The sequence below is a fragment of the Nonomuraea guangzhouensis genome (assembly GCF_019396345.1).
Taxonomy (GTDB): domain Bacteria; phylum Actinomycetota; class Actinomycetes; order Streptosporangiales; family Streptosporangiaceae; genus Nonomuraea; species Nonomuraea guangzhouensis.
Genome location: NZ_JAHKRM010000010.1, coordinates 219305 through 234790 on the forward strand (window position 1 = coordinate 219305; position 15486 = coordinate 234790).

Annotated in this window: 11 protein-coding genes; 6 read left to right on the forward strand and 5 right to left on the reverse strand. The window is 71.7% G+C overall.

What is annotated here, in order from left to right; genetic code table 11:
* Nucleotides 1-53: 53 nt before the first annotated feature.
* Nucleotides 54-851 (reverse strand): inositol monophosphatase family protein, encoded by a 798-nt coding sequence (locus KME78_RS22285; protein WP_219531050.1) that lies wholly within the window; start codon nt 849-851, stop codon nt 54-56.
* Nucleotides 851-2827, reverse strand: a complete 1977-nt coding sequence (locus KME78_RS22290; RefSeq protein WP_219531051.1) for a S9 family peptidase — start codon at nt 2825-2827, stop codon at nt 851-853. Before KME78_RS22290 ends, KME78_RS22285 begins: the two co-directional genes overlap by 1 nt.
* Before the next feature lie 74 nt (nt 2828-2901).
* Between KME78_RS22290 and KME78_RS22295 the strand changes: the two genes are divergently transcribed.
* Nucleotides 2902-3849, forward strand: coding sequence for a ferrochelatase (locus tag KME78_RS22295; RefSeq protein WP_214635880.1), 948 nt, complete (start codon nt 2902-2904; stop codon nt 3847-3849).
* On the opposite strand, the gene KME78_RS22300 is transcribed toward KME78_RS22295, so the two are convergent.
* The gene (locus tag KME78_RS22300; RefSeq protein ID WP_219531052.1) at nt 3840-5030 is read right to left on the reverse strand and encodes a lytic transglycosylase domain-containing protein; all 1191 of its coding nucleotides are present in this window, start codon (nt 5028-5030) and stop codon (nt 3840-3842) included. The genes KME78_RS22295 and KME78_RS22300 overlap by 10 nt on opposite strands.
* A 93-nt stretch (nt 5031-5123) precedes the next feature.
* Between KME78_RS22300 and KME78_RS22305 the strand changes: the two genes are divergently transcribed.
* The 3 genes from KME78_RS22305 to KME78_RS22315 all read left to right on the forward strand — a co-directional run bounded on the left by KME78_RS22305 (nt 5124) and on the right by KME78_RS22315 (nt 8467).
* Complete coding sequence (locus KME78_RS22305; protein WP_219531053.1) at nt 5124-6326, forward strand: MFS transporter; 1203 nt, start codon at nt 5124-5126, stop codon at nt 6324-6326.
* A 189-nt stretch (nt 6327-6515) separates the two neighbouring features.
* Nucleotides 6516-7142, forward strand: a complete 627-nt coding sequence (locus tag KME78_RS22310) for a polysaccharide deacetylase family protein (protein WP_308127080.1) — start codon at nt 6516-6518, stop codon at nt 7140-7142.
* A gap of 47 nt (nt 7143-7189) precedes the next feature.
* The gene (locus tag KME78_RS22315) at nt 7190-8467 is read left to right on the forward strand and encodes a D-arabinono-1,4-lactone oxidase (RefSeq protein WP_219531055.1); all 1278 of its coding nucleotides are present in this window, start codon (nt 7190-7192) and stop codon (nt 8465-8467) included.
* Nucleotides 8468-8477: 10 nt separating this feature from the next.
* On the opposite strand, the gene KME78_RS22320 is transcribed toward KME78_RS22315, so the two are convergent.
* Nucleotides 8478-9296: a hypothetical protein gene (locus KME78_RS22320; protein ID WP_219531056.1), complete on the reverse strand. Its 819-nt coding sequence runs from the start codon at nt 9294-9296 to the stop codon at nt 8478-8480.
* Nucleotides 9297-9408: 112 nt separating this feature from the next.
* Here KME78_RS22320 and KME78_RS22325 point away from each other — a divergent pair, with 112 nt between their 5' ends.
* Together KME78_RS22325 and sepH are read left to right on the forward strand one after the other, a co-directional pair.
* A complete protein-coding gene (locus tag KME78_RS22325) occupies nt 9409-10407 on the forward strand; it encodes a S8 family serine peptidase (protein WP_219531057.1) in 999 nt (332 codons plus the stop codon).
* 164 nt (nt 10408-10571) lie between these two features.
* Complete coding sequence (gene sepH, locus KME78_RS64515; protein WP_246651572.1) at nt 10572-13547, forward strand: septation protein SepH; 2976 nt, start codon at nt 10572-10574, stop codon at nt 13545-13547.
* Nucleotides 13548-13828: 281 nt separating this feature from the next.
* Here the strand turns inward: sepH and KME78_RS22335 are convergent, their stop codons facing one another.
* Nucleotides 13829-15382, reverse strand: a complete 1554-nt coding sequence (locus KME78_RS22335; protein ID WP_308127081.1) for a PH domain-containing protein — start codon at nt 15380-15382, stop codon at nt 13829-13831.
* Nucleotides 15383-15486 lie beyond the last annotated feature (104 nt).

Consider the following 15486-nt stretch of genomic DNA (forward strand, 5'->3'; position numbering starts at 1 on the left):
GCCGGAGCCCTGGAGAGGGGCTCCGGCCGTTTTCGCGCCGTCACCTCACGGCGTCAGGCGTCGCGCTGCGGATCCAGCGGTACGAGCAGGTCGTGCAGTTCCTCGAACAGCCCCCGCTCCGCGCAGAGCACGAAGTCGTTGCTGTACGGCCTGCCGTTCAGCCCGCCGATCCTGGCCCCCGCCTCGGTCGCGACCAGCCCGGCCGCGGCGAAGTCCCAGTAGTTGGTGCCCCGCTCGTAGTAGGCGTCCACCCGGCCCGAGGCCACCGAGCAGAGATCGACGGCGCACGAGCCGCCCCGCCTGATGTCGCGGACCCGCGGCAGCACCGACGCCAGCACCTGGGCCTGTACGGCCCGGCGTTCGCGCAGGTAACCGAAGCCGGTCGCGACCAACGCCTGCGACAGCGGCACACCGGTGTTGCAGCGCAGCCGCTCGCCGGCCAGCCAGGCGCCGCCACCGAGCGAGGCGGTGAACACCTCGCCGCGCGGCACCACGTTCACCACGCCCGCGACGATCTCGCCGCCCACCTCGACGGCGATCGACACCGCCCACTCAGGCAGGCCGTACAGGAAGTTGACCGTGCCGTCGATGGGGTCGACGATCCAGCGCACGCCGGAGTCGCCGGCCGCCTCGCCGCCCTCCTCGCCCAGGATGCTGTCGCCGGGCCTGGCCTCCAGCACGCGGGCGCGGATGAGCCGCTCCGAGGCCGTGTCCAGGGCGGTGACCACGTCGGTGGGGCTGGACTTGGTCTCGACCACCTCCGACATCGTGGGCCGCTTGGCGAGCAGCATGTCGCCCGCCTCGCGCGCGATGTCCTCGGCCAGTTCGAGCAGAGCCTGTGGATCGTTCATCACGCCACCGAGTCCGGGCGCTTCCACTCCTGGCCGAGCACGTGCTGGGCGAGGAAGGCCAGCACGGTCTCGTACCAGGCGACGGCGTTGCCGGGCTTGAGTATCCAGTGGTTCTCGTCGGGGAAGTAGAGGAACTTCGACTCGACGTTGGTGCGCTGGAGGTCCCACCACAGACGCAGCCCCTCGCCGATCGGCACCCGGTAGTCCTTGTCGCCGTGGATGACGAGCATCGGGGCGGTGATGTCGGCGAGCCCGTGGTGCGGGGAGAGCTTTTGGTAGCGCTCGGAGCCGGGGTCGCCGAACTCCCGCTGCCAGTACATGGACGCGTCGGTGGTGCCGGCGAACTGGTCGAGGTTCCACAGGGACGCGTGGGTCACGAGGGCCTTGTAGCGGTCGCTGTGGCCGGCGATCCAGTTGGCCATGTAGCCGCCGTACGAGCCGCCCATCGCGCCGATCCGCTCGGCGTCGATGTCGTCCCTGGCCACGGCCACGTCCACGATCGCGTCGAGATCGGCGAGCGTGCGCGGGCCCCAGTCGCCCCAGCCTCGGTCGATCATCTCCTGACCATAGCCGGTGGACAGGCACGGGTCCGGGAGCAGGACGGCGTAGCCGTGCTGGGCCATGATCCAGGCCTGCCAGCGCCACTGCCAGTCGTTCCAGGAGGCGACGGGGCCGCCGTGGATCCAGAGCAGGAACGGCGCCGGGTTGGCGGCCGAGGCGCCCTCGGGCAGCACGAGCCAGCCGCGGATCGTGGCGCCGTCGTCGGCCGTCGCGGAGATCTCGGTCAGCGTGCCGGGCACCTCGGGGCGCGGGGCGGGCGAGGGCAGGTCGGTGATCTCGCCGGTGGCGGTGTCGATCCTGGCCGGGCCGGGGGCGCGGTCGACGCCGCTGCGCAGCGCGTAGACGAACCGGCCGTCGGCCGAGGGGTTGAGCCCGAGATAGGCGGCGTCGTCCTGGGTCAGCCGGGCGACCTCCCCGTCCAGCGGCACGCGGAAGATCGGGCGGCGGCCCTGGTGGTCGGCCACGAGGTAGACGGCCGAGGAGTCGGGCGCCCACTCGATGTCCATCGGGAACAGGTCGGGCGCGTAGGCGCGGGCCTCGCCGGTGGCCAGGTCGCCGATCCACAGCTCGTTGCGGACGGAGACGTCGAGGCCGCCGATGCGCTCGCGGACGCAGGCGACGCGGGTGCCGTCGGGCGAGATCGCGATCGCGCCGCCGAAGTCATGGCCCTCGTCGGTGAAGATCGTGCGCCGCTCACCGGTGGCCACGTCGATGGCGACCAGGTCGATGCGCTGCTCGCCGCCCGGCAGGAAGGTACGCCAGGTCGCGACCACGGCGGCGCCGTCAGGTGTGAGCGCGAAGGTGACATCGCGCAGCGCCTCGCCCGGGTCGGGGGTCAGGTCGCGCACGTCCTCCAGCCGGTCGCCGCCGAGCTTCGCGGCGAACAGCCGGGTACGGCCCGGGCCGAGGTCGTGGTCCCAGTAGCGGACCGGGTAGCTCTCGTGCAGGATCGCGCTGATGCCGGCGTCCTTGCGCGCCTTGCGGCGCTCCTCCTCGGCCGCCTCCTCTCCGGTGAGCACGTCGGAGGCGAACACCACCACGCCGCCGGCCGTACGGAAGCCGCCGATGCCGCCGGGACGGGCGGCCACCTGCCGGGCCTCACCGCCGGAGCGGGGCAGCAGCCACAGCGCGGCCACCTCGTCGGTGGCGTCCTTGACGGTCGGGTCGGGGCGGGCCGAGGTGAACAGCACGTCGCCCGCGTCGGTGAACTCCGCGGCGCTCTCGCCCTTGGCCGAGCGGGTCAGCCGGTACGGCTCGCCGTCGACTGGGATCGCCCAGAGCGCGGTGCCGTACGACTTGCCGTCGGGGTTGAGGGACTGGACCGCGGAGATCAACCGGGAACCGTCGGGCGAGAGCTTCAGCGAGAGAACCCGGGGGATGGCAACGTAGTCACGAATATCGTCGAATGCGCTCACTCCATCGAACCTACTCTGTTTATGGCCTTCCCCCGAAGACGCCAGCACCCGCTCGCGGGAATAGGGTTTGGTACGTGGGGACTTACGACGCTCTGCTGGTGCTGTCGTTCGGGGGACCTGAGGGTCCTGACGACGTGCTGCCGTTTCTGGAGAATGTGGTGCGCGGCCGGGGGGTGCCGCGTGAGCGGTTGCTGCAGGTGGCCGAGCACTATCAGGGATTCGGCGGGGTCAGCCCGATCAACGGCCAGAACCGCGAGCTCATCGAGGCGCTGCGCCCCGTGGTCGGTGTGCCCGTCTACTGGGGCAACCGCAACTGGCACCCGTTCGGCGAGGAGACCGTCCTGCGGATGAAGGACGACGGGGTCCGCAAGGCGGCGGTGTTCGCCACCTCGGCCTTCGCCGGCTACTCCAGCTGCCGCCAGTACTACGAGGACATCGCCAGGATCTCCGTCAAGGGCGGCCCCGAGCTGGTCAAGATGCGGCACTTCGGGGAGCATCCGGGGTTCGTGGCCGCGATGGCCGACCACGTCCGGCAGGCGCTCGACCGGCTCGGCCGCGACGACGCCCGGCTGGTGTTCACCGCGCACAGCGTCCCGGTCTCGATGGCGCGCACCGCGGGGCCGTACGGCGGTCTCTACGAGGCGCAGCTGCGCAGGAGCGCCGAGCTGGTCAACGCCGCGCTGGGCCGCACCCAGCCCTGGGACCTGGTGTGGCAGTCGCGCAGCGGGCCGCCCGAGGTGCCGTGGCTGGAGCCCGACGTCTGCGACCACCTGCGCAAGACCGACGCCCGGTCGGTCGTGCTGGTGCCGATCGGGTTCGTCTCCGACCACATGGAGGTCGTCTACGACCTCGACACCGAGGCCAGGCAGGTCGCCACCGAGCTGGGCCTGCCCATGGAGCGGGCCGCGACGGCGGGCGTCCACCCGGCCTTCGTCCGCATGGTCCGCGAGCTGATGGACGAGCCCGAGCCGCAGCCCTGCGCGCTCACCTGCTGCCCGCCGCCCCGGCGGCGTCAGGTGTAGGCGCGGGCGTACGCCTCGGAGATGCCCATCACCTTGTTCACGTAGTCCCACGAGTGGTTGTAGAACCAGATCGACTTGCGTAGCTTCTGGCCGCCCTGGCCGGCGCCGTTGGCGCAGAGGTACTTCGCCGCCGCGGGCACCGCGTCGTACGGGCTCCAGATGTCGGCTTTGCCGTCGCCGTCGCCGTCCACCCCGTAGTGCTTCCAGGTGGCGGGCATGAACTGCATCGGGCCGAGCGCGCCCGCGCTCGACGGGCCGTTGTTGCGGCCGTGCCCGCTCTCCACCTGGCCGATCGCCGCCAGCACCGTCCAGGACAGGCCGGGGCAGTGGGTGGCCGAGGCTTTGTAGAGGTCGAGGTAGCTGCTCGGCCGCCCGACGTTGACCTGCTGCTGCGGAGTGGCCGTGGCCGTCTGCTTCGGCTTCGCCTTGGGGCGGGCGCCCAGCGTCACGACCTGGGCGCCCTTGCCGAGCAGCTTGCGTACGCCCGGCTCGCTGATGACGGACTTGCCGTGCAGCAGCACCGCGACGCCCGGTGCCAGGCCGAGCGCCTTGCCCATGTCGGCGCCCACCAGGCCGTCGATCCCCGTCAGGCCGAGCGTGGCCGAGGCCGCGACGCGCAGCCGGGGGCCGCCGTCCACCTGGTACTCGGCGCCCAGGATCATGCCGAGCCTGCGTACCGCGGCGGTGTCGGCGACCAGTTCGCCCCTGGACAGCGCGCTCCACACGGCGGGCTGGTCGGCGACGGCCTTGGGCGTCCAGGAGCGGAAGTCGGCCGGGTCGACGGCGAGCAGGTTCAGGCCGGTGCCGGACACCTTGACGGAGCCCGCGTCGACGACGGCCACCTTCTGCACGTGCTTGAGCTTCGCCAGGGCGAAGCGGGTGGGCTTGGGCACCTCGGCACGGGCGATCGCGAGCACGCGGGGCGGGGTCGGGGTGACGCTGGGGCCGCCCTCGCCGAAGTCCTTCACCGGCTCGGTCGTGGGCACGATCTTGTCCAGACCGGCGGTCTGCTGCTGCGTCTTCTGGGCTGGTTTCTGCGGCTTCCGTACCGGCTGCTGGTCGGCTGTACTGGCGAACAGGTCGTCCCGCGTGGACAGCGCCACTCCCACGGCCACGACCGAGACGGCGACGACCGAGGCGATCACGATCAGGACGGCACGGAAGGAGGGAAGACCGGACACCCGGCACACGTTAGCCGAGTTGCCGGAAAAATCACTTGCTGTCCGGTCAGCGCGTGCGTAAAGGTTGGGGCGCGCTCAGGGAGGGGAACAGACGTGGTCGGGCCTTATCGGGGATTGTTCAACGGGCCCGGCGTCAAGGGATTCGTGCTGGCCGGGTTCATCGGCCGGATGCCGATGTCCATGCTCGGCATCGGCATCGTCCTGCTGATCTCCGGCCTCACCGAGTCCTACGCGACCGCCGGCGCCGTCGCGGCCACCACCAACGTCTCCTTCGCGGTGGCCGCCCCCTTGACCGCGCGGCTGGTCGACCGGTTCGGGCAGGCCCGGGTGATCGTGCCCTTCTCGATCGTGAACGGGATCTCGCTGGCCGCGCTCATGCTGTCCGCCGGTTTCCGGCTGCCCGAATGGACCCTGTACGCCGCCGGGCTGTCGGTCGGGGCGACCTCCCTGTCCCTGGGCGGGATGGTGCGGGCGCGCTGGTCGGCCCTGCACGGCGGCTCGGCCAAGCTGCACACGGCGTTCGCGTTCGAGTCCGTCGCCGACGAAATGATCTTCGTTGCCGGGCCGGCGCTGGTCACCGTGCTGGCCACAGCGGTCAACCCGTACATGGGGCTGCTCGTGGCGCTGATCTGCATGCTCGGCGGATCTCTCGCGCTCGCGGCGCAGCGGCGCACCCAGCCGCCGGTGCAGCCGGGTGAGGGCGGCGGCGGGGCAGCCATCCTGATCCCGGGGATCGCCCTGCTGTCCTGCGTCTACCTGGCGCTGGGCGCGGTGTTCGGGTCGATCGACCTGATCACGGTGGCCTTCGCCGAGGAGCACGGGGTCAAGGGTGCCTCCGGGTTCCTGCTGGCCGCCATCGCGGGCGGGTCGATGATGTCGGGGCTCTGGTTCGGCTCGCGGCACTGGCGGCTGTCGCTGCGCCGCCGGTTCGTGCGGGCGCTCGGGCTGCTCGTGGTGGGGCTGCTGCCGATCATGTTCATCGGTGACGCGCGGATCATGGCCTTCGGCCTGTTCCTCGCCGGGCTGTCGATCTCGCCGACGCTCATCACCGGCTTCTCGCTCACCGAGCGGCTCGTGCCGCCCGCGGTGCTCACCGAGGGGCTGGCGTGGATCTCCACCTCGATCGGATTCGGGGTGGCGATCGGGGCCTGGGCCGGTGGGCGGCTCACGGAGGCGTTCGGGGCGTCCAACGCGTACGGCTTCACGCTCGCCGCCGCGGCGGTCGCGGTCGTCGTGGGCGTCGGAGGTTCGGGTTTGCTGAGACTTCCCGAGGCACCTTCACCGGCCGGGAACTGATCCGCTAACGTCGGGACAACCCTCGCAACACCCTTCACACACGAAAGCTTTCGCATGTCCCGACAAATCGTTTCACTTCTTGCTATCGCGGCTGTTGCCGTCACTTTGACACCGGCGGCGGCATCCGCCGCCCCCACCCCGAAAGCGCCCGCCCAGGCCGCTTCCGTCGCCCAGGCCAAGGCGAAGGCAGTGGACTGCGCGCAGGTCAAGTGCCTCGCCCTGACCTTCGACGACGGGCCCGGCAAGTACGCGGGAACGCTCCTCGACACGCTGAAGAAGTACAACGCCAAGGCGACGTTCTTCCTCGAAGGCCAGTACGTGAAGAGCCGCCCGGCCTTCGTCAAGCGCATGGCCAAGGAGGGCCACGAGCTCGGCAACCACAGCTACTCGCACCCGAACTTCACCACCATCGAGCCGGACGCCGTCAAGAACGAGATCCAGAAGACCCAGGACGCCGTCAAGAAGGCCGCGGGTGTCGAGCCCAAACTGCTGCGCCCGCCGTACGGCATGCTGGACGTGCAGACCTCGGAGGTCGCGGCCGGGTTCGGCATGCCGATGATCCTGTGGACCGCCGGCTCGCGCGACTGGGCGACCAAGAACTCCGCGGAGATCAAGAAGCAGACGCTGGCCGTGGCCAAGCCCAACGGCATCATCCTCATGCACGACTGGGTGAAGCAGACCGTCGACGTGATGCCGTCGCTGGTCAAGCTGCTGCAGAGCCGCGGCTACACGCTGGTGAAGGTCTCCGACATCATCAAGTCGGAGAACCTGCAGCCCGGGGACGCCTTCCCGGTTCCCGAAGGCTGGGAGAACTGAGTATCGTTCACGTTTAACCGGAACGAAGCTCTAGCGCAAGGGCGGCCATGGCCTTCACGAACTGGGCCCGCAACCAGACGGCCGCGCCCGCCGAGGTGCGTACCCCGGCGTCGACCGAGGACGTCGTACGCGCCGTCGGGGACGCCGCCGCCGGCGGCCGGCGCCTGCGCATGATCGGCACGGGCCACTCCTTCACCGGGGTGGCCCTCACCGACGGCATCATGCTCCGCCCTTCCGCGCTGACCGGCCTCACGTCCGTCACCGGCGACCGCGTCACCGTGCTCGCCGGCACGCCGGTGCGGGAGCTGAACGCGCTGCTCGCCGCCCGCGGGCTGGCGCTGGCCAACATGGGCGACATCACCGAGCAGACGGTCGCGGGCGCCATCCAGACCGGCACGCACGGCACGGGGCGCGACAGCGGCGGCCTGGCCGATCAGGTCGTGGCGCTGGAGCTGGTGCTGGCGGACGGCTCGGTGGTGACGGCCGGCCCCGGCGAGGACCTGTTCGACGCGGCCCGGGTGGGGCTGGGCGCGCTCGGGGTGCTGACCTCGGTGACGTTCCGGGTGGAGCCCGCCTTCCTGCTGCGCAACCGGCGGCGCAGGATGACGCTCAGCGCCATCCTCGACTCGCTCGACTCCCTGACCTCGGAGAACGAGCATCTCGACTTCTTCTGGCTGCCGCACACCGACGCGTGCCTGGTCAAGACCAACAACCGCGATCCCGGCCCGGCCCGGCCGCCCGGCGCGGTCAAGTACTGGCTGGACAACGTGTTCCTGGAGAACACGCTGTTCGGCGCCGCCTGCGCCGTGGGGGCGCGATTTCCTGGGCTGATCCCGCGGATCAACGCTGTCAGCGCCGCCGCGCTCGGCGAGTCGGAGGCCGTGGACGCGTCGTACAAGATCTTCACCTCCCGGCGGGACGTGCGCTTCCTGGAGATGGAGTACGCGGTGCCGCGTGAACACCTCGGCCAGGCGCTGCGGGAGACGCGGGCGCTGGTGGAACGGATGGGGTGGCGGGTCACGTTCCCGGTGGAGGTGCGGGTCACGCCGCCCAGCACGGCCTGGCTGTCCACGGCGTACGGCCGTCAGTCGGCGTACGTCGCCTGTCACATGTACCGGCCCACGCCCAACCCCGCCTACTTCGCCGGGGTGGAGGAGATCATGACGCGGCTGGACGGGCGGCCGCACTGGGGCAAACTGCACACCCGGGACGCGGCCTACCTCGAGAAGGTGTATCCGCGGTTCGCGAACTTCGTGGCGCTGCGCGATCGGCTGGATCCCGGGCGGCTGTTCGGCAACGCCTACCTGGAGACGGTGCTGGGATAGGGGCCGGCCGTCACGGCGTCTCCTTGTCCTGCTGCACCGGTGGTGACTGCGGCGGGTCGGTCGGCACGGACGTCTGCTCGGTCAGGTCGCCGGGGTCCTGGGCCGTCGTGGTCGTGGACGGGGCGGACGGCTCCACCGTGTCCTTGCCCGTGTCGGTGGGCGCCGACGTCGGGCTCTGGGACGTACGGGTCGGCGAGGCGGTCGGCGTGGGCGATCCGGTCGGCGTGCCGCTGGGTGTCGCCGGAGCGCCGGAGAACGTCGTCCGGGGCTGCAGGGCGGGCTCCTCGGAACGCTTCTTCTCCTTGGCGGGCGCCTGCTCGCGTTTGGTCTCCGGCTTGGCGCCGGTGAGCTGGTCGTGCACGGTCGTCTGGGCGATCGTCTGGTAGGCCAGGATGCCGCCCATGCTCACCCCGAACACCAGCGCCGCTGCCACGCCCGTCTTCGCCCACGGCACGCGCCTCGGCGCCGGCACCTCGATCGGCGCCATGACCAGCGTGGACTCGCCCCGGCTCTCCTCGGCTTCCCGCACCGTTGTCCGTACGGCCGTCGCCAGCTCGCCCTGACCCTCGTCCCGCTCCGCCGGCGGCCGTTCCGGGCCGTACTCGCGCCAGGCGATCACCGTGTGCTGCTTGACCTTGTCGCCCGTGCGCTTCAGGTAGTGCGTGTAGACGGCGGTGGCGACCGTACTGGCCACGCTCATCAGCGCCGCGCCGATCACCGTTCCCCCCACACCGAGGTATGAGGCCCCGACCGCTGCCGTGACGGCAGCCAGCGCACTACCCGCGATCTGCGGCACGCTCAGCTCGAACTTCCGCTGCTCGCCGCTCATCGCCTCGGATCAGTCCTTTCTCGCATGTGTTGGTAAAGAGCTTTCTCGTGAATAGACGCGAGCGCGTGTCCTGTTGTTCCTGTGACGTGTGCGACAGACACCCTCGTCGCTCGTGCCCCGACGAATCGGCCTGCCCTCCCTGTACCTCGCCGCGGCCGTGGCGACGGCCGTGACCACCGCGATTCCCCTCGCCATGCCGCCCGCTTCCGGCCTCGCCTTCCGGCCGCCGGTCATCGAGCCTACGCGCCCGTACGTCGTCACCGCCCGTAACCGGGCCGCGGCCCGTGACCTGGTCGGCGCGATGCGATGGCGGGTGCGCCGCTTCTACACCGCGGCCATCCCCGGCTTCGCCACCTGGGTGAACGCGGCCGAACTGGCGGAGCTCCGCGCGGATCCGCGGGTCCTGGCGATCGAACCCGACCGCGAGATCCACCCTATGCCGATCACCGGGCCCGCCCGCCAGATCCACGCCAGACCGATCACCGGGCCGTCCTGGGCCCGCTCTCCTCGCGGCACCGGGAGAGGTGTCACGGTCTACCTCGTGGACAGCGGCGTCAATGGGCAGCCGGGCCGGCTCAGGGCTGGTGGGTTCGGGGATCGGGCCTGGCGGGCCTTCGACGCCACCGGTCGTACCGGCGAGGACTGCGGCGGCCACGGCACGCGGGTGGCGCGCGCCATAGGGGGCCGTTCACACGGCGTGGCGCCGCGGGCCCGCATCGCCTCCGTGCGGGTGCTCGGCTGCGGCGGCTCCGGCAGCCTGTCGGACGTCCTGGCCGGCCTCGACTGGGTACGCCGACACGCCCATCGTCCCGCCGTCGCCAATCTCTCGATCGACGGCGCCCGCTCCCGGGCCCTGCGGACCGCCATGGCCCGTCTGACGCGGTCCGGCGTCTTCGTCGTCGCGTCCGCGGACACCGGCGGGTGCCGCCTGTCCCCCACCGGCGAGACGTACTCCCCCAGATCGCCCTACCTGGCCGGAGCCGCCGCCCGCTACCTGGAGCTCCATCCGGACGCCAACCCATCCGATCTCGCGTCTTGGCTGAAGTGCACAGCGATGCGGGACACTATTCGCCAGAATCCGTCGAGGGCAATGCGCACCGGCAGACCCTGAACATGATGGAATCAACAAATGTGACCGGCGTCACAACGTCACTGGGCTATCCCATGAAGGCGATGTTCGGACATGCCGGGTACGGTGCTGGCAGGCAACCGGCACACGCGAGAGACTCAAGGGTCCGGGGGAAGAATGAGCAGCACGCTGACGAAGGGACTCGCATGCAGGAGCTCCGACTCGTCGCGGTAAGCGAGGACGGTACCTATCTCGTGCTGGCGACAGCAGGGCGAGGTACTCGGTTCACGCTTCCCGTGGACGACCGGCTCCGTGCTGCCGTCCGCGGCAACTTCTCCCGTCTCGGCCAGTACGAGATCGAAGTGGAGAGTCCGTTGCGCCCCAAGGAGATCCAGGCCCGCATTCGCGCCGGAGAGACGGCCGAGGAGATCGCCGCGACAGCGGGCATCCCGGTCGAACGCGTCCGCTGGTTCGAGGGGCCTGTGCTCCAGGAGCGCGAGTACGTGGCCCAACAGGCGCAGCGCGTGTCCGTACGCATGCCCGGCGAGTCTTCGGCCGGCCCGACGCTCGGCGAGCTCGTCGCCGAGCGGCTGACCCGGCGCGGCGTACCCACCGACGAGATCGACTGGGACTCCGCCAAGCGCGACGACGGCCTTTGGCGCGTCAAGCTCGGTTACGTTTGGAACGGTCACACCAGGCACGCGGAGTGGCTCTTCGACCCGCGCAGGCGGCACGTCACGCCGCACGACGACGAGTCGATGCGCCTCTCGGCCGCCGACTTCGACCCCAGCCCCGTGGTGGAGGACACCACGGTCACGCCGTTCACGCCGCGCGTGGCCAAGCTGCAGCCGGTGCCACCGCTCACCTCGGACCCGCTGCCGTTCCCCGCGATGGTGCGGCACGAGCCCGAGCCGCAGGAGCCGGCGGTCGGCTACCAGCCGAGGGGCACGGAGCCGTCCTACAGCCGTACCCCGTCCCGCGAGGCTCCCTTCACCCCCGCCCGCGAGGCCCCTTTCGACCGTGCTCCCGCCGACCCTTCCGGCCGTACGACGGAGCCCGGCTACCGCACCGAGCCTCCTTCGAGGGATTACCGCTCGGAGCCGCCCGCTGGGGAGCCCGGCTACCGCGCCGAGCCCGCTGGACGGGAAACGGGCTATCGCGGCGAGCCCGCCGGACGGGAAACCGGCTACCGCGCTGAGCCGTCCGCTCAGGAGACGGGCTACCGTACGCAGTCGCCCGCGGAGGAGACCGGTTACCGTAGCCAGTCGCCCACGCAGGAGACCGGTCACCGTACCGAGCCGTCGGCGCAGGGCACCGGCTACCGCGCCGAGTCGCCCGCGCAGGGCGCCGCCCGCCCGGGCGAGCCTTCGCCCTGGCTCCCGGACTACGGCACTCCCCGCACACCCGACCGCCCGACGGGCCGGGACGGCGAGGCCATCTACGCCCCGGCGACTCGTGATGTCGCGCCTTCGGGGAGCCGTGCCACCGTGCCTGGGGCCGAGGACGCTTTCACGCCGCCCCCGCCCGCCCCTGGTACGAGTGCTGGGGACGGCCCGGCCTATGGCGCACCCGTCGTAGAGACGCCAATTGCCAACACGCCCGCCGTGCAGGGCTCGGCCACCGGCGCACCGGGCCCGGTCGCCAACGCGCCTGTCGTTGAAGACCCGGCCACCAGCGCTCGCGCCGTACAGGGCCAGGCCGCCAACGCACCCGTCGTTGAAGACCCGGCCACCAGCGCCCGCGCCGTTCAGGGCTCGGACGTCAACGCACCCGTTGTTGAGGCCCCGGCCACCAACGCCCGCGCCGTGGACGGGCCGGCCGCTGACGTGCCCGCGTCTGACGCCGCTGCCACCACGGCCCCGGCCATAGCCGAACCCGCCACGGCGACCGCCCGCGTCTCGGACACCCCCGGCTCGGACGCCACCGTCACGGACGCCACCGCCACGAAGGCTGCCGTCGCGGACGCCTCCGTCACGGACACTTCCGTCACGAAGGCTGCTGCCTCGGACGCCTCCATCACGAACGCCACCGTTACGAAGGCCGCCGTCGCGGACGCTGCTGTCCCGAAGGCCGCCGTCTCAGACGCCGCCGTCACGGATGCTGTTATCGCAGACTCGGCGCCCGCATCCGCCGCGCAGACCTCTGCGCAGTCGGCGCCCACCACGGACGTGTCCTCGGCTGCGGATTCGCCGTCTGCCGTGCCCACGGTGGCACGTACCGACGCCCCGGCAGCGGAGACCGCACGCTCTTCCGAGACTCCGGAGCCCACCAAAGTCCCGGAGCCGACCACACCACCCCCAGCCGAATCGCAGCCCGCCACGGAGGTCGCGGCCGAACCGCAGCCCGCCACGGGAGCCACGGCCCAGTCGCAGGCGACCAGCGCAGCCGAAACGCCGCCCAGCAGCACCCTCACCGAGTCGAAGGTCGTTGAGGCGGTCGCTGAGCCGCAGCCCGGCGGGGTCGTCACCGAGCCGCAGACCGGCGACACCACAATCGAGTCGCAGTCCCGTGGTGCCGTTGTCGAGCCGCAGTCCGGTGGCGCCGCCACGGAGACCACGCCGCAAACGTCCCCGGCCACCGAAGGCAAGACCGAAGCCCCGGTACAGGAAGCCGCCACGGCGGTCGACACCCCGGCAAAGACGGACACCGTCACAACACCGCCCGCCCCCGAGGCGGTCACTGCGACGGACACCAGCGCCCCCGCAACGGCAACCGACGCCTCCAAGCAGCCCTCAAAGGCCGCGCCCGAGGCAACGCCGGCAGTGGCGCCCACCGCAGCCGCGCCCAAGCCACAGCCAAAGCCTCAGCCCATGAAGCCTGAGCCCAAGGCCGACTCCGCGACACCCGCTCCAGCACCGGCGCCCAAGACCGAGCCCGCAGCGGCCGAACCCAAGTCCGTGCCCAAGGCTGAGCCCGCAGCGGCTGAGCCCGCAGTGGCCGAACCCAAGGCCGAGCCGAAGGCTGAGCCTGCCGCGCCTGAGCCCGCCGTGCCGGCCGCGAGGACGAGCAAGGACGGCGCCGCAAAGCCCGAGCAGCCGGCGGCCAAGGAGGAGCCCCCGGTCCCGGTGCCCTCTCCCCCGCCTGCCCCCGCGGCCCGTCAGCCGCGCAAGGGCTCCAGGGGACGTCGCGCCTCGGTACCGACCTGGGACGAGATCATGTTCGGCGCCCGCCGCCAGGACTGACCGACCAGCCACCGACCGCCCACACACCGCTCAGCGCCGCCCGCACACACCACCCGAGCACCACCCGAGCACCGCCCGCACTCACCGCCTCAGCGCCGCCCGCATGCATCGCCCGGCGGCTCGTCGGTGATCTCAAAAACCGGGCAGGACCTCCACCGGCTCCGTGAGCGGCCTCAAGCCCCGTGCGTGGTCGGTGATGGCTGTCGACAGCAGCTCGCGCAGCGCGAGCGGGTTTCCGCCGCGAGGTCGCCCAGCCGGCGCCGGGCGCGACACGCGCCCGCCTACTCCCCCTTCTCCATGAACGGAGCCAGCCACTCCGGTGTCACCTCGGCCGGGAAGCCGATCGCCTGGGACTCGGACACGTCGATCGCCGAGTAGCCACCCGTACCGGCCCCCACCCCGGCCGTGAGCGTGAACACCCCGGCCCGCCGCTGGAACCAGGTCTGCCTCAGGTGCCAGCCCACCACCGCGCGACGTTCGACCACAGCTTGTGAACGGCGGAGGGAGCCGGAGCGGACCGCCAGGCGTACGCCGTCGTATCCGTGTCCCAGAGACCTGTACCGATCGAGGCCGAGGGGGATCCCCACGCCCGCCAGGAGGAGGGCGACCACAACCGCGAACCACCAGGCCGCCTGGGCGGTCAGCAGCGCCGTCAGCGCGATGACGGCGGCCGCCAGGAGCCACGGAGCGATGGCGCGGAAGAGGCGGCGGTTGCGGGCGATGGGCGGGTGGGGGCGGAGTTCGGCCTGGTAGGAGCCGATGGCGTCGCCGGTGACCTTGAAGGCGACCGCGCGCGGGACGTCCGGCAGGAGTTGCCCGCGCGTCTGCGAGTCGCCGAGTCCCGTCACGATGGCCCAGACGCGGGCGACGCCCGCCCAGCGCTCGGCGAGTCCCTCGACGATCTCGTAGCCGCGTACGCGCCGGGCCTCCAGCGACACGCTGCGCCGGTTGATCAGACCGCGCTCGGCCACCAGGTAGCGGTCGCGGCTGGTGAGCCGGAAGTTCCAGTTGAACACCGCGTACATCACACCGCCCACCACCGGCATCGCCACCACGAGCAGCAGCACCACGGCGAGCAGCAGATAGGGGTGCCCCCACAGCCACTCCCCGACGGTCAGCGCGGCGTCCCTGCCGAAGCCGAGATCGTCCCCCCACTGGAACGCCAACCCCACGGCACCGCCCGCCAGCGCGAACGGGGTGAGAAGGTACGCGCCGGACAGCGGGCCGTACAGCAGCCAGGTCCACGGAACGCTGATGATCTCCCGATCGGTCTCCGCCGTGTGTCCAGGGGCCGCGGCGGGCACCGAAGCGCGCGGCGGGCCGGCCGAATCCGCGGCACCGTCAGACGCGGCGGCCGGGCCGGTGGTGGCTGTGGTGGTGGGGTGCGCGGCGGCTCGGGCCGCGCGGGTGCGTCGGAGCAGGACCGACTTCAGGCGTTCGGCCTCCTCCAGGGTCACGCCGTCGAGTTTGCCCTCCTCGGCGTCGCCGCTCGCCCCCGTGTCGATCTTCAGTACGGCCAGGCCGAGCAGCCGGTGCATGGGCGGGGTGGAGACGTCCACGCCACGGACGCGTTCCAGGGGGATGGTACGGACCGACCGGCTGACCAGGGAACGCTTGATCTCCAGCCGATCGCCCACGATCTCGTAGCTGAACATCGCCCACCGCACGACCGCGAAGGCGAACGTGACGCCGACCCCGATCGCCGCCCAGAGGTACGACCTGCCGGAGAACCCACCCACGAACAGCAGCCCGACGAGCGGGAGGAGCAGCGACGGGATCATCCGCACCGGTTGGATGAGCAGCACCTTCGGACTGAGCCGCAACGGCGCCCGCACGGGCACAGGGGGCGCCGGGGGCGGAAGAGGCGCGGGCGGCCCTGTGGGGACCGGAGACGGGCCCTCGGGGCCAGGTGGTGCGGTCGGGTGAGGGGGAGGTTCGG

Excerpts from the sequence above, each read along its gene's own strand:
- KME78_RS22320 (WP_219531056.1), bottom strand. The coding sequence starts at position 9,296 with ATGAGCGGCGAGCAGCGGAAGTTCGAGCTGAGCGTGCCGCAGATCGCG.
- KME78_RS22315 (WP_219531055.1), top strand. The coding sequence starts at position 7,190 with ATGGCCTTCACGAACTGGGCCCGCAACCAGACGGCCGCGCCCGCCGAG.
- sepH (WP_246651572.1), top strand. The coding sequence starts at position 10,572 with ATGCAGGAGCTCCGACTCGTCGCGGTAAGCGAGGACGGTACCTATCTC.
- KME78_RS22285 (WP_219531050.1), bottom strand. The coding sequence starts at position 851 with ATGAACGATCCACAGGCTCTGCTCGAACTGGCCGAGGACATCGCGCGC.